The organism is Paraburkholderia aspalathi (assembly GCF_905220735.1).
GTDB classification, from domain to species: domain Bacteria; phylum Pseudomonadota; class Gammaproteobacteria; order Burkholderiales; family Burkholderiaceae; genus Paraburkholderia; species Paraburkholderia aspalathi.
The window spans coordinates 1983861-2001097 of sequence record NZ_CAJNBA010000001.1 but is presented as its reverse complement, the minus strand read 5'-3'; the positions used below and the strand labels follow the sequence as shown (position 1 = coordinate 2001097).

13 protein-coding genes are annotated in these 17237 nt (G+C 61.7%); 7 read left to right on the top strand and 6 right to left on the bottom strand.

The window, feature by feature from the left end; translation table 11 throughout:
- The first annotated feature begins 8 nt into the window (after positions 1–8).
- From KHO30_RS08900 to KHO30_RS08890, 3 genes are all read left to right on the top strand, one after another.
- A complete protein-coding gene (locus KHO30_RS08900; RefSeq protein ID WP_211700596.1) occupies positions 9–2120 on the top strand; it encodes a pyridoxamine 5'-phosphate oxidase family protein in 2112 nt (703 codons plus the stop codon).
- Between the two features lie 185 nt (positions 2121–2305).
- Positions 2306–2584 (top strand): DUF1488 family protein, encoded by a 279-nt coding sequence (locus KHO30_RS08895; RefSeq protein ID WP_093645755.1) that lies wholly within the window; start codon positions 2306–2308, stop codon positions 2582–2584.
- Between the two features lie 19 nt (positions 2585–2603).
- On the top strand, positions 2604–3395 hold the full coding sequence (locus KHO30_RS08890; protein WP_211700595.1) for a phosphate/phosphite/phosphonate ABC transporter substrate-binding protein: 792 nt from the start codon (positions 2604–2606) through the stop codon (positions 3393–3395).
- Between the two features lie 15 nt (positions 3396–3410).
- Here the strand turns inward: KHO30_RS08890 and KHO30_RS08885 are convergent, their stop codons facing one another.
- From KHO30_RS08885 to KHO30_RS08870, 4 genes are all read right to left on the bottom strand, one after another.
- Positions 3411–5423, bottom strand: coding sequence for an acetyl/propionyl/methylcrotonyl-CoA carboxylase subunit alpha (locus KHO30_RS08885; RefSeq protein ID WP_200621165.1), 2013 nt, complete (start codon positions 5421–5423; stop codon positions 3411–3413).
- A gap of 95 nt (positions 5424–5518) precedes the next feature.
- The gene (locus tag KHO30_RS08880) at positions 5519–6304 is read right to left on the bottom strand and encodes an enoyl-CoA hydratase/isomerase family protein (RefSeq protein WP_211700594.1); all 786 of its coding nucleotides are present in this window, start codon (positions 6302–6304) and stop codon (positions 5519–5521) included.
- 28 nt (positions 6305–6332) lie between these two features.
- Positions 6333–7940 carry a carboxyl transferase domain-containing protein gene (locus tag KHO30_RS08875; RefSeq protein ID WP_093645745.1) on the bottom strand — a complete coding sequence of 536 codons (1608 nt, stop codon included), beginning with the start codon at positions 7938–7940 and terminating at the stop codon, positions 6333–6335.
- A gap of 70 nt (positions 7941–8010) precedes the next feature.
- The gene (locus tag KHO30_RS08870) at positions 8011–9192 is read right to left on the bottom strand and encodes an isovaleryl-CoA dehydrogenase (RefSeq protein WP_093645743.1); all 1182 of its coding nucleotides are present in this window, start codon (positions 9190–9192) and stop codon (positions 8011–8013) included.
- A 280-nt stretch (positions 9193–9472) separates the two neighbouring features.
- On the opposite strand from KHO30_RS08870, the gene KHO30_RS08865 reads away from it, so the two are divergent.
- From KHO30_RS08865 to KHO30_RS08855, 3 genes are all read left to right on the top strand, one after another.
- A complete protein-coding gene (locus KHO30_RS08865) occupies positions 9473–10204 on the top strand; it encodes a TetR/AcrR family transcriptional regulator (protein ID WP_211701008.1) in 732 nt (243 codons plus the stop codon).
- 1004 nt (positions 10205–11208) lie between these two features.
- Positions 11209–12015 (top strand): DUF72 domain-containing protein, encoded by an 807-nt coding sequence (locus KHO30_RS08860; RefSeq protein WP_211700593.1) that lies wholly within the window; start codon positions 11209–11211, stop codon positions 12013–12015.
- 114 nt (positions 12016–12129) lie between these two features.
- The gene (locus tag KHO30_RS08855) at positions 12130–13248 is read left to right on the top strand and encodes a 3-deoxy-7-phosphoheptulonate synthase (protein ID WP_280531432.1); all 1119 of its coding nucleotides are present in this window, start codon (positions 12130–12132) and stop codon (positions 13246–13248) included.
- 266 nt (positions 13249–13514) lie between these two features.
- Here the strand turns inward: KHO30_RS08855 and KHO30_RS08850 are convergent, their stop codons facing one another.
- Positions 13515–13793, bottom strand: coding sequence for an HU family DNA-binding protein (locus KHO30_RS08850; RefSeq protein ID WP_006049832.1), 279 nt, complete (start codon positions 13791–13793; stop codon positions 13515–13517).
- 601 nt (positions 13794–14394) lie between these two features.
- Between KHO30_RS08850 and KHO30_RS08845 the strand changes: the two genes are divergently transcribed.
- The gene (locus KHO30_RS08845; RefSeq protein WP_211700592.1) at positions 14395–16362 is read left to right on the top strand and encodes a putative bifunctional diguanylate cyclase/phosphodiesterase; all 1968 of its coding nucleotides are present in this window, start codon (positions 14395–14397) and stop codon (positions 16360–16362) included.
- A gap of 69 nt (positions 16363–16431) precedes the next feature.
- On the opposite strand, the gene KHO30_RS08840 is transcribed toward KHO30_RS08845, so the two are convergent.
- Complete coding sequence (locus KHO30_RS08840) at positions 16432–17160, bottom strand: DUF899 family protein (protein ID WP_211700591.1); 729 nt, start codon at positions 17158–17160, stop codon at positions 16432–16434.
- Positions 17161–17237 lie beyond the last annotated feature (77 nt).

Below are 17237 nucleotides of genomic sequence, written 5' to 3'. Positions count from 1 at the left end.
AGGCCGATATGTCCCAGCATTCTTCCAGCGCGCCGCGCGGCTGGGACGCCGCCGAGTCGCCGTTTCACGCCGCCGAACTCCTGGTACAGCAACATGCCGGAGTGGACAAAGAGGCGGAATCGATCGGCCGTCGCGGCATCCGTCGCTATATGCCGGATCAGCATCGGCAGTTTTATGCCGAACAGCCTTTCATGGTGTTCGGCGGCCTCGATGCAAACGGCCAGCCGTGGGCAACGCTGCGCGCGGCCGAGCCGGGCTTTGTATCGTCCCCGGACCCGCGCACGTTGCGGATCGAAGGCGGCGTTTTACCGGGTGATCCGTTGGCTGGGTACTGGCAGCCCGGCATGATGATCGGTGGCCTGGGGCTGCAGGCGCAGACCCGCCGACGCAATCGCGTCAACGGCGTGGTGTCGTCGGTAGATGGCGATACGGTCACGCTCGAGGTCATGCAAAGCTTCGGCAACTGCGCAAAATATATTCAAAGTCGTACGCCGACTTTTGTTACGCGTGGTGCAACCGGCACTGGGACACCCGTTGAGACGTCGACTCAACTCAGCGACGCGGACCGCGCAGTGCTGGCCAACGCGGATACTTTCTTTATCGCCAGCGCGAACGTCAGTGAAGATGCGGGTCCGGCTCGCGGCGCCGATGTTTCGCATCGCGGCGGCATGCCGGGCTTCGTACGCGTTGACGACGCGACTACGCTGACAACGCCCGATTTCAGCGGCAACCGCTTCTTCAACACACTGGGCAATTTGCTCCACGATCCGCGTGCCGGCCTGCTGTTCGTAGACTTCGCGAGCGGTGACATGCTGTACGTCGCGGCCCTCGCTGAGATCGTGTGGGACGGTCCGGAGCTGGCCAGGTTTCCATTGGCCGAGCGGCTTGTGCGCTTTCGTATTACCGAAGTGCGGCGCAGCCGCCAGGCGTTACCGTTTCGTTGGTCGGAAGTCGGCTATGCGCCGCAGTTCGTGACGCAGGCTTCGGTGCCCGCTTCACTGCCAGCTTCACAACTCGAATCGCCGTGGAAAAAGCTCAAGATCGCCGCCGTGCGCGAAGAAACGCCCATGATCCGATCGTTCTATTTTGAATCGGCGGACGGCTCGCCGTTGCCGGCGTACGAGCCTGGGCAATACTTGCCGATCCGCGTCCCGGTCGACGGCTTGGACAAGCCGCTGACGCGCACTTATACGCTGTCCGACGCGAGCAACCGGCAGCAGTACCGAATCACCGTGAAACGCGACGGCGTCGGCTCCGCCTGGCTGCATGACCGCTTCGCCGCCGGCATGCAGATCGAAGCGATGGTGCCACGTGGCGCATTCACCTACGATTCAGCCAGCCCGCGCCCTGCCGTGTTCATTTCGGCGGGCATCGGCATCACGCCGATGATCACGATGCTGCATCACGCGATTGCCGCGCGCGAGCCGAATAGTCCGCCCAAGTCACTGTATTTTTTCCATGGCGCGCGACGCGACGGCGATCGGCCGTTCAGCGCGCACCTGCAGGAACTCTCGTCGCGCCATCCGGCGGTCTCGATGCACCTGTTCGACAGCACCGCCGATCCAGCCACCCACGCACCTTACGGCGGCTTACCCGGTCGCGTGACCCTGGCTGAAATCAAACGCGCGCTGCCCTTCGACGACTACGACTTCTATCTGTGCGGCCCCGAGTCGTTCATGCGTGACCTGTATGAAGGATTACGCGCGCTCAACGTCGCCGATAACAGAATTCGCTTTGAGGCGTTTGGACCGGCAACTGTCAAACGCACGCCGGCAATCCCACCGGCGGCGGCGGAAAACGGCCAAAGCGCGCGCCCCGCAAACGTGCCGGCAAGCGACGGCGCAGGCATACCCGTGACGTTCGCGCGCTCGCAGCGCACGGTTCAATGGCTGCCGGAGAACGGCACGCTTCTCGATCTCGCCGAGGCATCCGGGATCGCCGCGCCGTCGAGCTGCCGCTCCGGGATGTGCGGCACATGCTCCACGCGCGTGTTGAACGGGCGAGTCGCCTACGAAGCACCGACGGACGCCTCCATCGAGGAAGGCCATGCCCTCATCTGCATGGGCCGGCCGGTCGCCGACGACGTCGCCGCAACGGACGGACTGACGTTGGAACTCTGAATGACGGGCCCGCCGTCCTGACGCGAATTCTGACTACGCGCACGCGGCCACTCAAGCGACAATTATTTTCGACCGGTAAGATGGAACGGAGGCCCGGCATTTTCACAGCAAATGCTGGTTTTCCCACATACCGAAAGCTTAGGGCCAGTCATCCTGATGACTCAGGCGTGCGGCGGGAGGTTGTCATGTCGGTATATGTCGATGAAGGATTCAGGCCCTGTGTCACGGAATGCGCAACCGTCGCCTTCCGCGTCTGTTATGACGATCGGGTGCAGGTCTTCGAGGTCAGCGCCGAGGCGCTGATGACCTATTGCGGGGCCGCGAGCAAGCGGCGCACGGATTTGCTCGTCGCGTTCGAAGACGCGCAACTGGAAATACTGAAGGTGGTGGAGTGCAAGTGGCCGTTCAAAGAGACCGAGCCGGTGCGCCTGGGTCTCGACGAATTCCGAATGGTCAGACATTAGGTATGCCAGAATCGCGTCCATGACCTGGATCGCCGCCCTGCCGATGTACAACGTGACACCCGCGCTCGCCACTGTGTGGCGCGAGTGGCTGGACGACGTCCTGCGCATGGTGAGCCCGGCCAGCCGCATCGTCGAGCCCGACGAAGAATTGCATGGCTTCTGGCGGCGCCCCAACGTACTACTCTCGCAAACCTGCGGCTATCCCTTGGTGCATGGCTTGAACGAGCAGGTTCAGGTGATCGCCACGCCGCAATTCGATGCGCCGGGCTGCGCAGGCGCGGATTATTCGAGCGTGCTGGTCACGCGAGCGGAGTCGCAGTTCGATTCGCTCGCGGCGTGCCGCGGCGCGCGTGCCGCCTACAATCAGGACGATTCGAATAGCGGCATGAACGTGTTTCGCCACGCGGTGGCGCCGCTTGCACGCAAGGGCGCGTTTTTCAGCGCGGTGCTGCGCACCGGTTCGCATCTCGGATCATTGCGAGCGGTGGTCGACAATCGCGCGGACGTCGCCGCAATCGACTGCGTGACCTTCGCGTTTGTCTGTGATGAATTGCCGGAACTGGCGCAAAAGGTTCGGCAAATCGGCTTGACGGCGGCATCGCCGGGCTTGCCTTTGATTGCTTCCAACAACGTGCCGTCCGCGACGATCGAGACGCTGCGCGAGGCACTCAACGAAGCGCACCGCGCCCAGCCGGAACGTGCCAAACGCCTGCGTTTGAAGGGCTTTTCCGCGTTGCCGCTCACCGACTACGAACGGATCGAGCAACTCGAAAATGAAGCGCGCGCCGCCGGCTACGCGCGCCTCGTTTAAGCACGGCCGTTACCGTTAGCCTACGTCCAGCACCAGAAGCTGTGCGCCATCGGCGACCTGATCGCCAACCGCATACAGCACTTCCGTTACCGTGCCTGCCGCCGGCGCACCGATGGTGTGCTCCATCTTCATCGCTTCCATCACGATCAGCGGCGTGCCCTTCTCCACCACCGCGCCCGGTTCGACCAGCACGGCGATCACCTTGCCCGGCATCGGTGCGGTCAAGCGGCCTTCGCCGCCTTCAGCATCCGCGGCATGCGCGAGCAGGTTCTGCCACTCGAACGCCAGCGCCTCGCCGAGGCAGAACACGTGGAACGTATCGCCGTCGATGAAAACACGCCCCGTGACTCGCGCATCGCCGATCGTCGCGCGGTATTCGTGCTGACCGGTGCCTTCCGACCAGGTGAAGCCTTCGCGCACGCCGTCGTGTTCGAGCGTTTGCGTGGCGCCGTCGCGAGCAAACGTGGCCGTGAAAACGCTTTCGTTTTCGACGTCACGCCAGCCAAGCGTCTGCGTATAGCCGCTGTTCAGACGCCAGTGCGAGAGTGCATCCCACGGCGACGCGCCGTGCGCCGTGCCGCCTTCACGCGTCAACAATGCTGCGCAAGCAAGCGCCAGCGCTTCCTTGAAGGGCTTTTTCACGGGCGCGAACAAGGCGTCGTGATGACGCTCGATCAAACCCGTATCGAGATCGCCCGTCGCAAACGGTTCGCTCGTGACGATGCGTTGCAGGAACTCGACGTTGGTGTGCGGACCGACCACTTCGCAGGCACGCAGCGCACGATTCATGCGCGCAAGCGCCTCTTCGCGAGTCGCGCCATGGACGATCAGCTTGGCAATCATCGGATCGTAGAACGGCGTGATGGCGTCGCCTTCACGCACGCCGCTGTCGATACGCACCGGCGCTTTACGGTCCGGCTCGCCAAGCGTGAATTCGACGCCTTCAGGCATGCGCAAATGCTTGAGCGTGCCCGTCGACGGCAGGAAGCCACGGGCAGGATGCTCGGCGTAAATACGCGCTTCGATCGCGTGGCCGTCGATTTTCAGTTGCTCCTGCGAGAGCGGCAGCGGTTCGTCGGCGGCGACGCGCAGTTGCCATTCCACCAGATCCTGCCCCGTCACCATTTCCGTAACCGGATGCTCGACCTGCAGGCGCGTGTTCATCTCCATGAAGTAGAAGTCGCCCGTGCTGGTCATGATGAACTCGACCGTGCCCGCGCCGACGTAATTCACGGCGCGCGCAGCGGCCACGGCCGCTTCGCCCATCTCGCGTTTGACCTCCGCCGACAAGCCCGGCGCCGGCGCTTCTTCCAGCACCTTCTGGTGACGCCGTTGCACCGAGCAGTCGCGGTCGAACAGATACACCGCGCCGCCGTGACGGTCCGCGAACACCTGCACTTCCACGTGACGCGGCCGCGTCAGATACTTTTCGATCAGCACGCGGTCATTGCCGAAACTGCTGGCCGCTTCGCGTTTGCACGACGCCAACGCTGCTGCGAAGTCTTCAGTGCGCTCGACCACGCGCATGCCTTTACCCCCGCCACCCGCGCTCGCCTTCAGCAAAACCGGATAACCGATCGCATCGGCTTCGCGATGCAGCAACTCAGCGTCCTGATCGTCGCCGTGATAACCCGGCACGAGCGGCACGGCGGCCGCATGCATCAGCGCCTTCGCGGCCGCCTTCGAGCCCATGGCGGCGATCGCTTCGACCGGCGGTCCGATGAATACAATGCCGGCCGCTTCGCAGGCATGCGCAAAGTCTTCGTTCTCGGACAGAAAACCGTAGCCCGGATGCACCGCCTGTGCACCGGTCGCACGCGCGGCTTCGATGATGCGCTCGACCCGCAGATAGCTTTCCGCCGCGGTCGATCCGCCGATATGCACCGCCTCGTCGCATGCGGCTACGTGTTTTGCGTTGGCGTCCGCATCGGAATACACGGCCACACTCGCGATACCGAGCCGCTTGCAGGTCGCGGCGACGCGGCACGCAATCTCGCCTCGGTTGGCAATCAGGATCTTGTTGAACATGAGGTGTCTCGGTGAATGTCCCGCTCGGGCTGTTGTTCTGATGAGGGCTGACGAGCGCCTCGGCATGTCTGCTTGAATGTCTGCTTGTTTGCGCTTCAGTTGCGCCACGAAGGCGTGCGTTTTTCGAGGAACGACGCGACGCCTTCGCGGCCTTCCGCACCGGCTCGCGTGCGCGCGATGCGCGCCGCCGTGTCCTCGATCAGCGCCTCGTTCAACTCGCGGCCAGCGATATCCTGCACGAGTTGCTTGCAGGCACGCACCGCTTGCGGACCGTTTGCGCAAAGCGTCTCGGCGATCTGCTGCACGGTAGCGTCGAGTTGTTCCGCGCTGACTGCTTCGCTAACCAGGCCCAGACGGAATGCCGTCGCGCAATCGAACTGCTCAGCGGTCGCGAAGTAGCGGCGCGACGCCTGCTCACCCAGCGCGCGGATCACGTACGGCGCGATGGTGGCCGGGATCAGGCCGAGACGCGCTTCCGACAGGCAAAAACGCGCGCTCTCCACCGCGACGACGATATCGCACGCCGAGATCAGACCCATGCCGCCAGCGTAGGCGTCGCCGTTCACCCGTGCGATTACCGGTTTGCTGCAGCGATAGATCGACGACAGCATGTTCGCCAGCAGCATCGCGTCGGCACGGTTCTCGTCGTCCGAGTAGCCGGCCATCTTCTTCATCCAGTTCAAATCGGCGCCCGCGCAGAATGCCTTGCCGTTCGCGGAGAGCACCACTGCGCGCACGTCGTCGCGCGCGTTCAGAGCCGTGAAAACCGAGGTGATCTCGGCGATCATCGTTTCATTGAACGCGTTGCGCACGTCAGGCCGATTCAGCGTGACCGTGGCGATCTGCCCGGCGAAAGCGACATTCAGCGTTTCGTATTGCATCGTTACAGCTCCTTCGCGTTGCGCTCTGTCACATTCTGAACACGCCGAAACGCGTGTCTTCGATCGGTGCGTTCATCGTCGCCGAGAGGCCGAGCCCAAGCACATCGCGCGTTTGTGCCGGATCGATCACGCCGTCGTCCCACAGACGGGCGCTGGCGTAGTACGGATGGCCCTGGTGTTCGTATTGATCGCGGATCGGTTGCTTGAACGCCTCTTCTTCTTCCGCGCTCCACGCACCGCCCTTGCCTTCGATGCCGTCGCGCTTGACCGTGGCCAGCACCGAGGCCGCCTGCTCGCCGCCCATCACCGAGATCCGCGCGTTCGGCCACATCCACAGGAAGCGCGGCGAATACGCGCGGCCGCACATGCCATAGTTGCCTGCCCCGAACGAACCGCCGATGATCACCGTGAACTTCGGCACCTTCGCCGTGGCCACCGCCGTCACCATCTTCGCGCCGTTACGCGCGATGCCTTCGTTTTCGTACTTGCGGCCCACCATGAAGCCCGTGATGTTCTGCAGGAACACCAGCGGAATCTTGCGCTGGCAGCACAGTTCGATGAAGTGAGCGCCCTTGAGCGCCGACTCCGAAAACAGAATGCCGTTGTTCGCGATGATGCCGACCGGATGTCCCCAGATATGCGCGAAGCCGCACACGAGTGTGGTGCCGTAACGGGCCTTGAATTCGTCGAAAGCGGAATCGTCGACGATACGCGCGATCACCTCGCGGATATCGAACGGCTTGCGCGTATCGACGGGAATCACGCCGTACATGCTCTTCACGTCATAGCGCGGCGGCTTCGGCTCCTGCAACGCCACCGGCACCTGCTTCGTGCGATTCAGATTGCCGACGATGCTGCGCGCAATACCCAACGCATGCGCGTCGTTCTGCGCGAGATGATCGACCACGCCCGACAGACGCGTATGCACGTCGCCGCCGCCGAGGTCTTCCGCGCTCACCACTTCACCGGTTGCGGCTTTGACGAGCGGCGGGCCGCCCAGAAAAATCGTCCCCTGATTCTTGACGATGATCGATTCATCGCTCATGGCCGGCACATAGGCGCCGCCTGCCGTGCACGAACCCATCACGACGGCGATCTGCGGAATGCCTGCCGCGGACAGATTCGCCTGATTGAAGAAGATGCGGCCGAAGTGATCGCGATCGGGGAACACGTCGTCCTGATTCGGCAGATTCGCCCCGCCCGAGTCGACCAGGTAGACACACGGCAGATGATTTTCGGCGGCGATTTCCTGCGCCCGTACGTGCTTTTTCACGGTGACGGGATAGTAGGTGCCGCCTTTGACCGTCGCGTCATTGCAGACGATCACGCACTCCTGCCCCGCGATACGGCCAATGCCGGTGATGACGCCCGCGCCAGGCGCATCGTTGTGGTACATGCCATAGGCTGCGAGTTGCGAGAACTCGAGAAACGGCGTGCCAGGATCGAGCAGTTTTTCGATGCGGTCGCGCGGCAACAGCTTGCCGCGACCCGTGTGTTTATCGCGCGCCGCCTGCCCGCCGCCCAGCGCGAGTTTCTCGACCTTCGCGCGAAGATCGGCGACCAGCGCTTCGAGCGCCGCCGCATTGGTGCGGAAGTCGTCCGAGCGCGGATTCAGTTTTGATTCGATGATCGGCATTGCTTGGAATCTCCTCTGTCGATCGGAGTTGGATGCAAAGCCCTTACTCCGATCCCATGCAAAGTGTGGCTCAAGCCGTCTCGGCGAACAGTTCGCGGCCGATCAACATGCGGCGGATTTCGCTGGTGCCCGCGCCGATTTCATAGAGCTTCGCATCGCGCCACAGACGGCCAACCGGATACTCGTTGATATAGCCATTGCCGCCGAGAATCTGGATCGCCTCGCCGGCCATCCACGTCGCTTTTTCAGCGGTGTACAGAATCACGCCCGCGCAGTCTTTGCGCACCTGGCGCACGTGGTCCTTGCCGAGCGTATCGAGTTGCCGGCCCACCGCGTAGAGATACGCGCGGCACGCTTGCAGCGTGGTGTACAGATCCGCGACCTTGCCTTGAATCAGCTGGAATTCGCCGATCGGCTGACCGAATTGCTTGCGGTCGTGGATATACGGCACGACCGCGTCCATAACCGCGACCATGATGCCGGTCGGGCCGCCGGCGAGCACCGCGCGTTCGTAATCGAGGCCGCTCATCAGCACCTTCGCGCCGCCGTTCAACTGGCCGAGGATATTTTCTTCCGGCACTTCGACGTCCTGGAACACCAGTTCGCCAGTGTGCGAACCGCGCATGCCGAGCTTGTCGAGTTTTTGCGCGACCGAGAAACCCTTCATGCCCTTCTCGACGATAAACGCGGTAATGCCACGCGAATTCGCTTCGGGATCGGTTTTGGCATAGACGACCAGCGTGTCGCAATCTGGGCCGTTGGTGATCCACATTTTCGTGCCGTTCAGCACATAGTGATCGCCCTTCTTCTCCGCGCGCAGCTTCATGCTGACGACGTCCGAACCCGCGTTCGGTTCGCTCATGGCGAGAGCGCCGATGTGTTCGCCGGAGACCAGCTTGGGCAGATATTTTTCCTTCTGTGCTGCCGTGCCGTTGCGATGAATCTGGTTGACGCACAGATTCGAGTGCGCGCCGTACGAGAGACCGACCGATGCCGACGCGCGCGAGATTTCTTCCATCGCGATCATGTGCGCCGTGTAGCCCATATTCGCGCCGCCGTACTCCTCCGAGACCGTCATGCCGAGCACGCCCAGGTCGCCGAATTTTCGCCACAGGTCCATGGGGAACTGATCCGTGCGATCGATTTCCGCGGCACGCGGGGCGATTTCTTTGGCGGCGAATCCGGCGATGCTGTCGCGCAGCATTTCGATTTCTTCGCCGAGCGGGAATTGCAAACCGGGCAGGTTGCTCATTGCAGTGTCTCCAGAGTTCGTTGGCGGACCGGGTTGCCTGGGTAGGCACCGGCCCGTCTGAGTGCGGCTCAGCTGGCGGCAGCGGCCTTATGGGCCGCCATTACCGCTCCGCACGAGGCGCGAAACGTTCAAGGCGCATTTCACGCCAGATTTACGTAAGCGTCAAGTGGTATTTTTGAGTATCACTCAGAAACCGGTTGGCAGGCGTCTGGAGCCGCTATACAGTGATGGGATGGGTGTGACCGAGGCGATTGGCCTCACAAAACTGAACTGGACTCATATGACGGTTGCCATGAAGGCTGAGTTACCCGCCTCGCGCCGCCAGCCGGCGGGGCGCAAGTCTCAGCAGCGCGTGAAAGAGATCTTGCAGGCGGGGCGCGACGTGTTCTCCGAGAAGGGCTACGAGCGCGCGACGACGGCGGAGATTGCGCAGCGCCTGGGGATTTCCGAGGCGACGGTATTCAGTTATTTCCGCGGCAAGCGCGAGTTATGCGCGCGGGTGATTGGCGACTGGTACGACGAGATCATTGAAGCGATCGAGTCGGGGCTGCCACGGGATGGCAGCGTGCGGCAGCAGTTTGCTTTTATTGTGCGGACGCATTTGCGGTTGATGCTAGTGAATGGCACGGATCTGTGTGCTTTGGTGTTGTCGGAGGGCCGGGCCCGGCATCATGAGTTGAGTGAGGCGCTGACTGAATTGCAGCGGCGGTATACGGCGCCATTGATGAGGGTGTTGGCGCAGGGCCAGGAGACGGGGCAGATTCGGGCTGACATGCCGTTGAGGTTATTGCGGTCGATGGTGTTTGGGCCGATGGAACATGTACTGTGGGACGCTACGCTGGCTAATCGGCATATTGATATTGATGCTACCGCGGGGCAGTTAATCGATGTGTTGTGGGCGGCTTTGATGCCGCCGGATTTGGAGGTTAGTGCTTTGCAGCAGTTCAGGGCTGAGGTTGGGGAGGCTAACCGGAGGTTTGAAGAGGTGATGCGGGCGCCTCGCGGCGGGTAGTGGTTTTGGTTTTTGGTTTTTTTGCCTTTTGTGGCGGCATTGGCCGTGTTCTTGGGGCTTTGGCCTTTCCTTGTTCTGGCTTTGGTGCCTTTCCTTGTTTTGTTAGTGGTCTATTAGTGTTGCCCCTGTGCGGGGCGGCACTTACTTTCTTTGCCGCCGCAAAGAAAGATAAGCAAAGAAAGCGGCTAGAAGCCCCTGCTAAGCGGGCACCGTAGCCTGCAACGGGTAGTGGTGCATCTGGAATCTGTGTTCTCTCACATTCGGCGTTAGTGACAAGGGAGTCATACTTCCGGCGGCGCTGCGCGCGCCGAAGAGCCGTTCATAAAACCGATCGCTACGTTTTGGCGCTCGTGTCTCGCCATCAGACCGTGGCCTCATCATTGCCCCGCCACTGCCACTGCCACTGCCACTGCCACTGCCACTGCCACTGCCACTGCCACTGCCACTGCGATTGTGATTGTGATTGTGATTGTGATTGTGATTGTGATTGTGATTGGAATGGCACCGGCACCGGCGCCGTGACCGTGATTGCGGGGCAACGCCATATCATTTGAGGGCGGGTTCCCGCGTGAGTGCGGGGATGCGTCGCCGAGGCGAAGCCGACGGCCCCACAAACCAAAACCGAAGCCGGCGGTTTCCCTTGCAGACCCGTCCGCGACGCACGCAGTGCGGAGTGGGAGCTGATGACACCTTTGTCACTAACGCGGAATGTGAGAGAACACGGATTCCAGTCGCACCACTACCCCAGGCAAACCACGGTGCCCACTTAGCAGGGGCTTCTAGCCGCTTTCTTTGCTTATCTTTCTTTGCGGCGGCAAAGAAAGTAAGTGCCGCCCCGCACAGGGGCAACACTAATAGACCACTAACAAAACAAGGAAAGGCACGAAAGCCAGAACAAGACACAAAAACGAGGAACACAGACAAAAAGCGCCGCGAAGGCAAAAACCCCAAAATGCGCTACCCTACCTCTCCCGGCGAAGCCACCATTCAAGAGGCTCAAAAAAATGCCCTCCCCGAAACCCGGCAAAATCCGAATCGGCATAGGCGGCTGGACCTACGCCCCCTGGCGAGGCACCTTCTACCCGTCAGACCTGACACAAAGCCGCGAGCTCCAACACGCGAGCCAAAACCTCACATCGATAGAAATCAACGGCACCTTCTACGGCTTGCAAAAACCGGCAAGCTACGAAAAGTGGTATCAGGAAACCCCCGAAGATTTCGTCTTCTCGCTAAAAGCCCCCCGCTACGCAACAAACCGAAAAGTCCTGGCCGACGCCAACGAAACCATCGAACGTTTCTTCTCCAGCGGCGTGCTACTGCTAAAACAGAAACTAGGCCCGATCAACTGGCAATTCGCCACCACCAAAAAGTTCGACCCGGAAGACTTCGAAGCCTTCCTCAAACTGCTGCCCGCGAGCATCGAAGGGCAAAAACTACGGCACGCCATCGAAGTCCGTAACGACACCTTCAAGACCCCCGAATTCATCGCGCTAGCCAGAAAGTACAAAGTCGCCATCGTGCTGGCAGCCGACAGCGACTACCCGCAAATCGCCGACATCACCGCGCCATTCGTCTACGCCCGCATCATGGGTACAAGCGACAAGGAAGCCAAAGGCTATTCAACCAAGGCCCTCGACGCCTGGGTTGAACGCGCCCGCCAACTCGCCGCGGGCACGACACCGGACGACCTCGAAACATCCGCCGCAGCCCCCGCAAAAACCACGGCGCGCGACGTCTACCTCTACGTCATCAGCGGCTTCAAGGAACGCAATCCGGCCGCCGCCATGGCGCTGATCGAACGCCTCGAATAACGGTCATCCGGCTCACACGCGCGAGTGTCATAATCCCGGCAGCGAATCAACGCACCGACACTCACCCATTCAGGCGGTGAGACCACCCCAACATCCAAGGTCCGGGAGACTATTTTGAGCGCCATCGACAATCCTTTGCACGATCAGGAAGTCGGCTCGGCCGACGCCACCCAGGACACCACGCGCATCGACGACGTTCGTATCGGCGCGGTACGTCCGCTGATTTCCCCTGCCCTGCTGCAGGATGAATTGCCTGTGCCACCGTCGGTGCAGACGCTCGTCGAGAAAACCCGTGCGGAAATCGCCGATGTTCTGCACGGTCGTGACGACCGGCTCGTGCTGATCGTCGGCCCGTGTTCGATTCACGACCACGACCAGGCCATCGAATACGCCCGCAAGCTCAAGGTCGCGGCGCAGACCTACAAGGACGATCTGCTGATCGTCATGCGCGTGTACTTCGAGAAGCCGCGCACAACGGTAGGCTGGAAAGGCTATATCAACGACCCGCGTCTCGATGGCAGCTTCCGTATCAACGAGGGCCTACGTCTCGCACGGCAACTGCTGCTCGACATCAACGGTCTCGGCTTGCCCACGGCCACCGAATTTCTCGACTTGCTCAGCCCGCAATACATCGCGGATCTGGTCGCGTGGGGGGCGATCGGCGCACGCACGACGGAGAGTCAGAGTCATCGGCAACTTGCATCGGGGCTGAGCTGCCCGATCGGCTTCAAGAACGGTACGGACGGCGGCGTACAGATCGCCGCGGACGCTATCGTCGCGGCGCACGCAAGCCATGCGTTCATGGGTATGACCAAGATGGGTATGGCCGCGATCTTCGAGACGCGTGGCAATGACGACGCGCACGTGATCTTGCGCGGTGGCAAGAAGGGTCCGAATTACGACAGCGCGTCCGTCGACGCAACCTGCGCAGTGCTCAAATCGGCAGGCCTGCGCGAGCAGGTCATGATCGACTGCTCACATGCGAACTCAGGCAAATCGCATTTGCGTCAACTGGAGGTGGTGCAGGATCTGGCGCAACAACTCTCGCAGCGCGAGCGCCGCATTCTCGGCGTCATGCTCGAAAGTCATCTGGAAGAAGGTCGTCAGGATCTGAAGACCGGTGTGCCGCTGCGTCACGGCGTATCGATTACGGACGCCTGCGTGAGCTGGGCGCAAACCGAACCGGCGCTCGAGACGCTGGCCGAAGCAACACGGAAACGACGCGCTGGCTGAAACCCGCCGACGCGGCCTGCACGATCTCGCGCTTCCAGTAACCGTCCGATGACCATCACGATGAGCATCAGTAAAGGCTGGAACGCGAGCGTGCACGACGCAAATCTGAAGCAAACAACACCACCATAAGCACCACACGCGCCGCACCAATCACCGATAGAACACCCTCACCGGTGTTGGGCAGCGCGTGTTTCCTCACGCCCGATGCATCGGGCACCGCGCACTAAAACAGCGCACGTGGATGCTCCAGCGCGAGGCGCGTTGCATTACGACGCGTTGACGGCTTCCTTGAATGCCTTGCCGGCGGTGAACTTCACCGTCTTGGCTGCGGCGATCTGGATCTCTGCACCGGTCGACGGATTGCGACCCACGCGTGCTGCGCGCGCGCCGGTCGAGAAAGAACCGAAACCGACCAGTTGCACCGTATCACCACCCACCACGGCTTTGGTCACCGCTTCGACGATAGCGTCGATGGTTTGGCCGGTGGCCGCTTTGCTCTCGCCCGTCGCTGCGGCGACTGCATCAATCAGTTCCTGTTTGTTCATAGCACTTCCCGTATGGTAATCATGGAACCGGCGCCACATCTGTTGCGCCGGGACCGACACACTAACGCATAGGCGCGCATTCGCGCAAACCTTGGATGTAAGCCTTGTATCGCCCGCCCAGCGGCAATTTGACGTTTTTTTGTCCCAAAGTGCTATAAGAATCGCGCGCTTACGCATTTCTCCCGCTTTACGGCGCTCCGCGGCGTATCACAATCCGTTGCAATTTCAGTGGTTTAGCGGCGGCAAACCGGCTACCACCATGCTTTTTTACGATGTTATGGGGAATCGCAAAAATTGACGATTCAGCACCGCGCTACGCCCAGTAATAAAAATCCGGGAAGAATAAAACAATGAAAATTCGCCATATTGCAACATGCGTGGCGCTCGCGGGATGGTCTTGGGGGACCGGAGCAGCCGGCGATACCGCCTGCGTGACGCGGGTCGGCGCGGCACAAATGACTCTTCAGCGACTCGCTCGCAGGGTGTATTTACCGCTCATTCAACACGCCTGATTTATTTCCGCTGAGAATTCCCTCAAGGTCCCGCCGACGTTGCCGATATACAAAGCTGCGTGTGCGGCGCAAACGTTACAGGGACGGGCATGGTTCGGTTAGCCAGATTGAGGGAAGCGCTATCGGTCGCGGAAGGCGACCCGGAACTCGTGCGCTCGCAACTTCAGGCATTTGGCCGCCAGATACCGCTGCTTTATTTCATCCTCATCGTCAACACGATGGCCGTGGCCGTTACGCATCTGGGATCGGCGCCGGCGTGGTTGTCCATCTACTTCCCCGGGGCGCTCTGCGCGCTATGCGTCATTCGTTGCGTGCGCTGGTGGCGTATCCGGCACCGGGTTCTGACGCACGACAAGGCCGTGCCCGAACTGCGCAAACTGATCTGGCTCGCGGGCATCTTCGCCGTCGCCTTCAGCAGCTGGTCACTCTTACTGTTTCCCTACGGCTCAGCCTACGAGCAGGCTCAGGTCGCGTTTTACATGGCAACGACACTGGTCGGCTGCGTGTTCTGCCTGATGCACCTGCGGGCGGCCGCCCTGCTTCTGTTATCAATCGTTATCCTGAGCTTTTCGGCGTACCTGGTCTCCACGCGCTCGCCGGTGTTCATCGCGATGGCCGTCGACATGACCCTGGTCGGGCTCGCGCTCGCCTTCATCATCGAGCTGTATTACCGGACCTTTGCCGGCGTGGTGCATGCGCAGCGCGAATTGCAGGTAAGCCAGGAAAAAACGCAAAGACTCAGCGACGACAACTTCAGGCTTGCGAGCATCGACAGCCTGACCGATCTGCCCAACCGGCGCAGCTTCTTTGCCTCGCTGCGCGCGCTATCGGAACAGACGCCCGCAGCCGGTGGCGGTTTCAATGTCGGCTTGATCGATCTCGACGGTTTCAAACAGGTTAACGATATCTACGGACATGCAAGTGGCGACCTCGTGCTGCAGGAAGTCGGCGTGCGCTTGCTGGCGCTTGCAGAACCGGGCATCTTCTTCGCGCGCCTGGGCGGCGACGAATTCGGCGTGCTGGCCCAGCACAAACTGCCGAACGAGACGCTCGTCGAGTTGGGAGAGCGCATCTGCGAAACGCTCGGCCAGCCCTATCGGGTCGCCGGCAATGTCGCCGAACTGACCGGAACAATCGGCTGGGCCGCGTTTCCTGAAGCGGGCACGACAGTGCAGCAGGTTTTCGAACGCGCGGACGCCGCCTTGTACGTCGGCAAGGAAAGCCGCCGCGGCACGCCGGTAATCTTTTCGACCGAACATGAGACGCGGATCCGGCGCTCGAGTCTCGTCGCGCAGGAACTCCGCCATGCGGACCTGGAGTCCGAACTATTCCTCGAGTTTCAGCCGATCTACGACGTGCTCACGCAACGCACCATCGGCATGGAGGCGCTCGGGCGCTGGCACAACGCGCGGCTAGGCGCGGTCAGGCCAGAGGAATTCATTCGGATTGCCGAGCGTACCGATCTGATTCTGCGCGTCACCGAAGTGCTGCTACGCAAAGCCCTTGATGAAGCATCGCGCTGGCCGTCCGATCTCTATCTGTCGTTCAATCTCTCCGCGATCGATATTTCGACTTCGCCGCGCGCTCGCCGGCTGGTCGATATCGTGCTGGCCAGCGGCGTGCCCGCGCATCACGTCAACTTCGAGATCACGGAAACCGCGGTCACGCGCGATTTCGAGCAGGCCCGCTGCTCGCTGACGATGATCAAGCAAGCCGGCTGCCGTGTCTCGCTCGACGATTTCGGCACCGGCTATTCGAGCCTCAGCTACGTGCATCGCCTGCCCTTCGATACGATCAAGATCGACCGCAGCTTCATGACCGACGTGGATTCCAATAGCGCGTCGAAGAAGATCGTCAAGTCGGTGCTCGATCTGTGCAGAAACCTCGGACTCGAATGCATCGTGGAAGGACTCGAGACGTCGTCGCAAGCCGACGTCGTCAAGGCGCTGGGCGCTCGCGCGCTGCAGGGCTATCTGTTCGGCAGGCCGATGCGGGCAAGCGCCGTCCCGGCCTATTTGCAGACCATGCTCGGGCAGGGTGACGTCGTCGAGACGTAGAGCCCTCATCCCCTACCTCGTGCGAATCAGCACTGCAGGCGCACCGCACACCTGCATGAAGCCGCACGACTAACGCGGCACAGTGTCGTACTCCAACTCCGGATACCAGTCGCTGCCGCGGCCGCCGGGGGTCATGTCGAGCACCGTCCAGATCGGCATCACATCGGGGGCGCCGCGCGGATCCTGACCCGGGTCCGCCGTCGACGGTCCCATTTCCTCGGCCCAGAAATGCCGCACCGTACCGGCTGAACGCGTGAACACGTTGAAGGCGGGATTGTCGCCGCCATCCGGAACTTCGGCGGCGTAGTCGCGGTTGAAGGTATTGCCGCCCGACGAATACAGCCGCAGGTGCCGCCAGCCGCGCTCTTTTTTGAAGGCCACCAGCTTGTCGATCGGCGAGCGGCCGATCACCGCAAAAGCCACGCGTTGCAAGATGTCGGGCATTTCGCCGTCGTACGCGCTCAGGAGCGAGGTGCACATCGAACAGGGGCGCTCGCGCTGCGGGCCGAACATCCAGTTGTAGGTGACGAGGGTGTCATGCGCACCGAACATTTCGGATAGCGTCACCGGGCCCGCCTCCCCCTCGAAGAGATAGGCCTGCGGCACGATACCGCCGGGCGGCAGCGCACGGCGCTGCGCGGCCACGCGTTCGATGTGACGGCGTAATTCGATCTCCTCGGCAAGCAGGTCGTTGCGCGCGCTGCGATATTCGGCGCTCTCGCCCGGAAAGCGGGCGGGCGATTCGGCCAGCAGCCGGGCCGGTTTCAACGCTTGTGCAGATGGGTCTACGTCATTCATCAGCCACCTCCTGTTGCGGTAACAAGGATTAAGGGCACGATAGCGGCACGGCATGGCGCGACGCGGCCGCGAGCGCA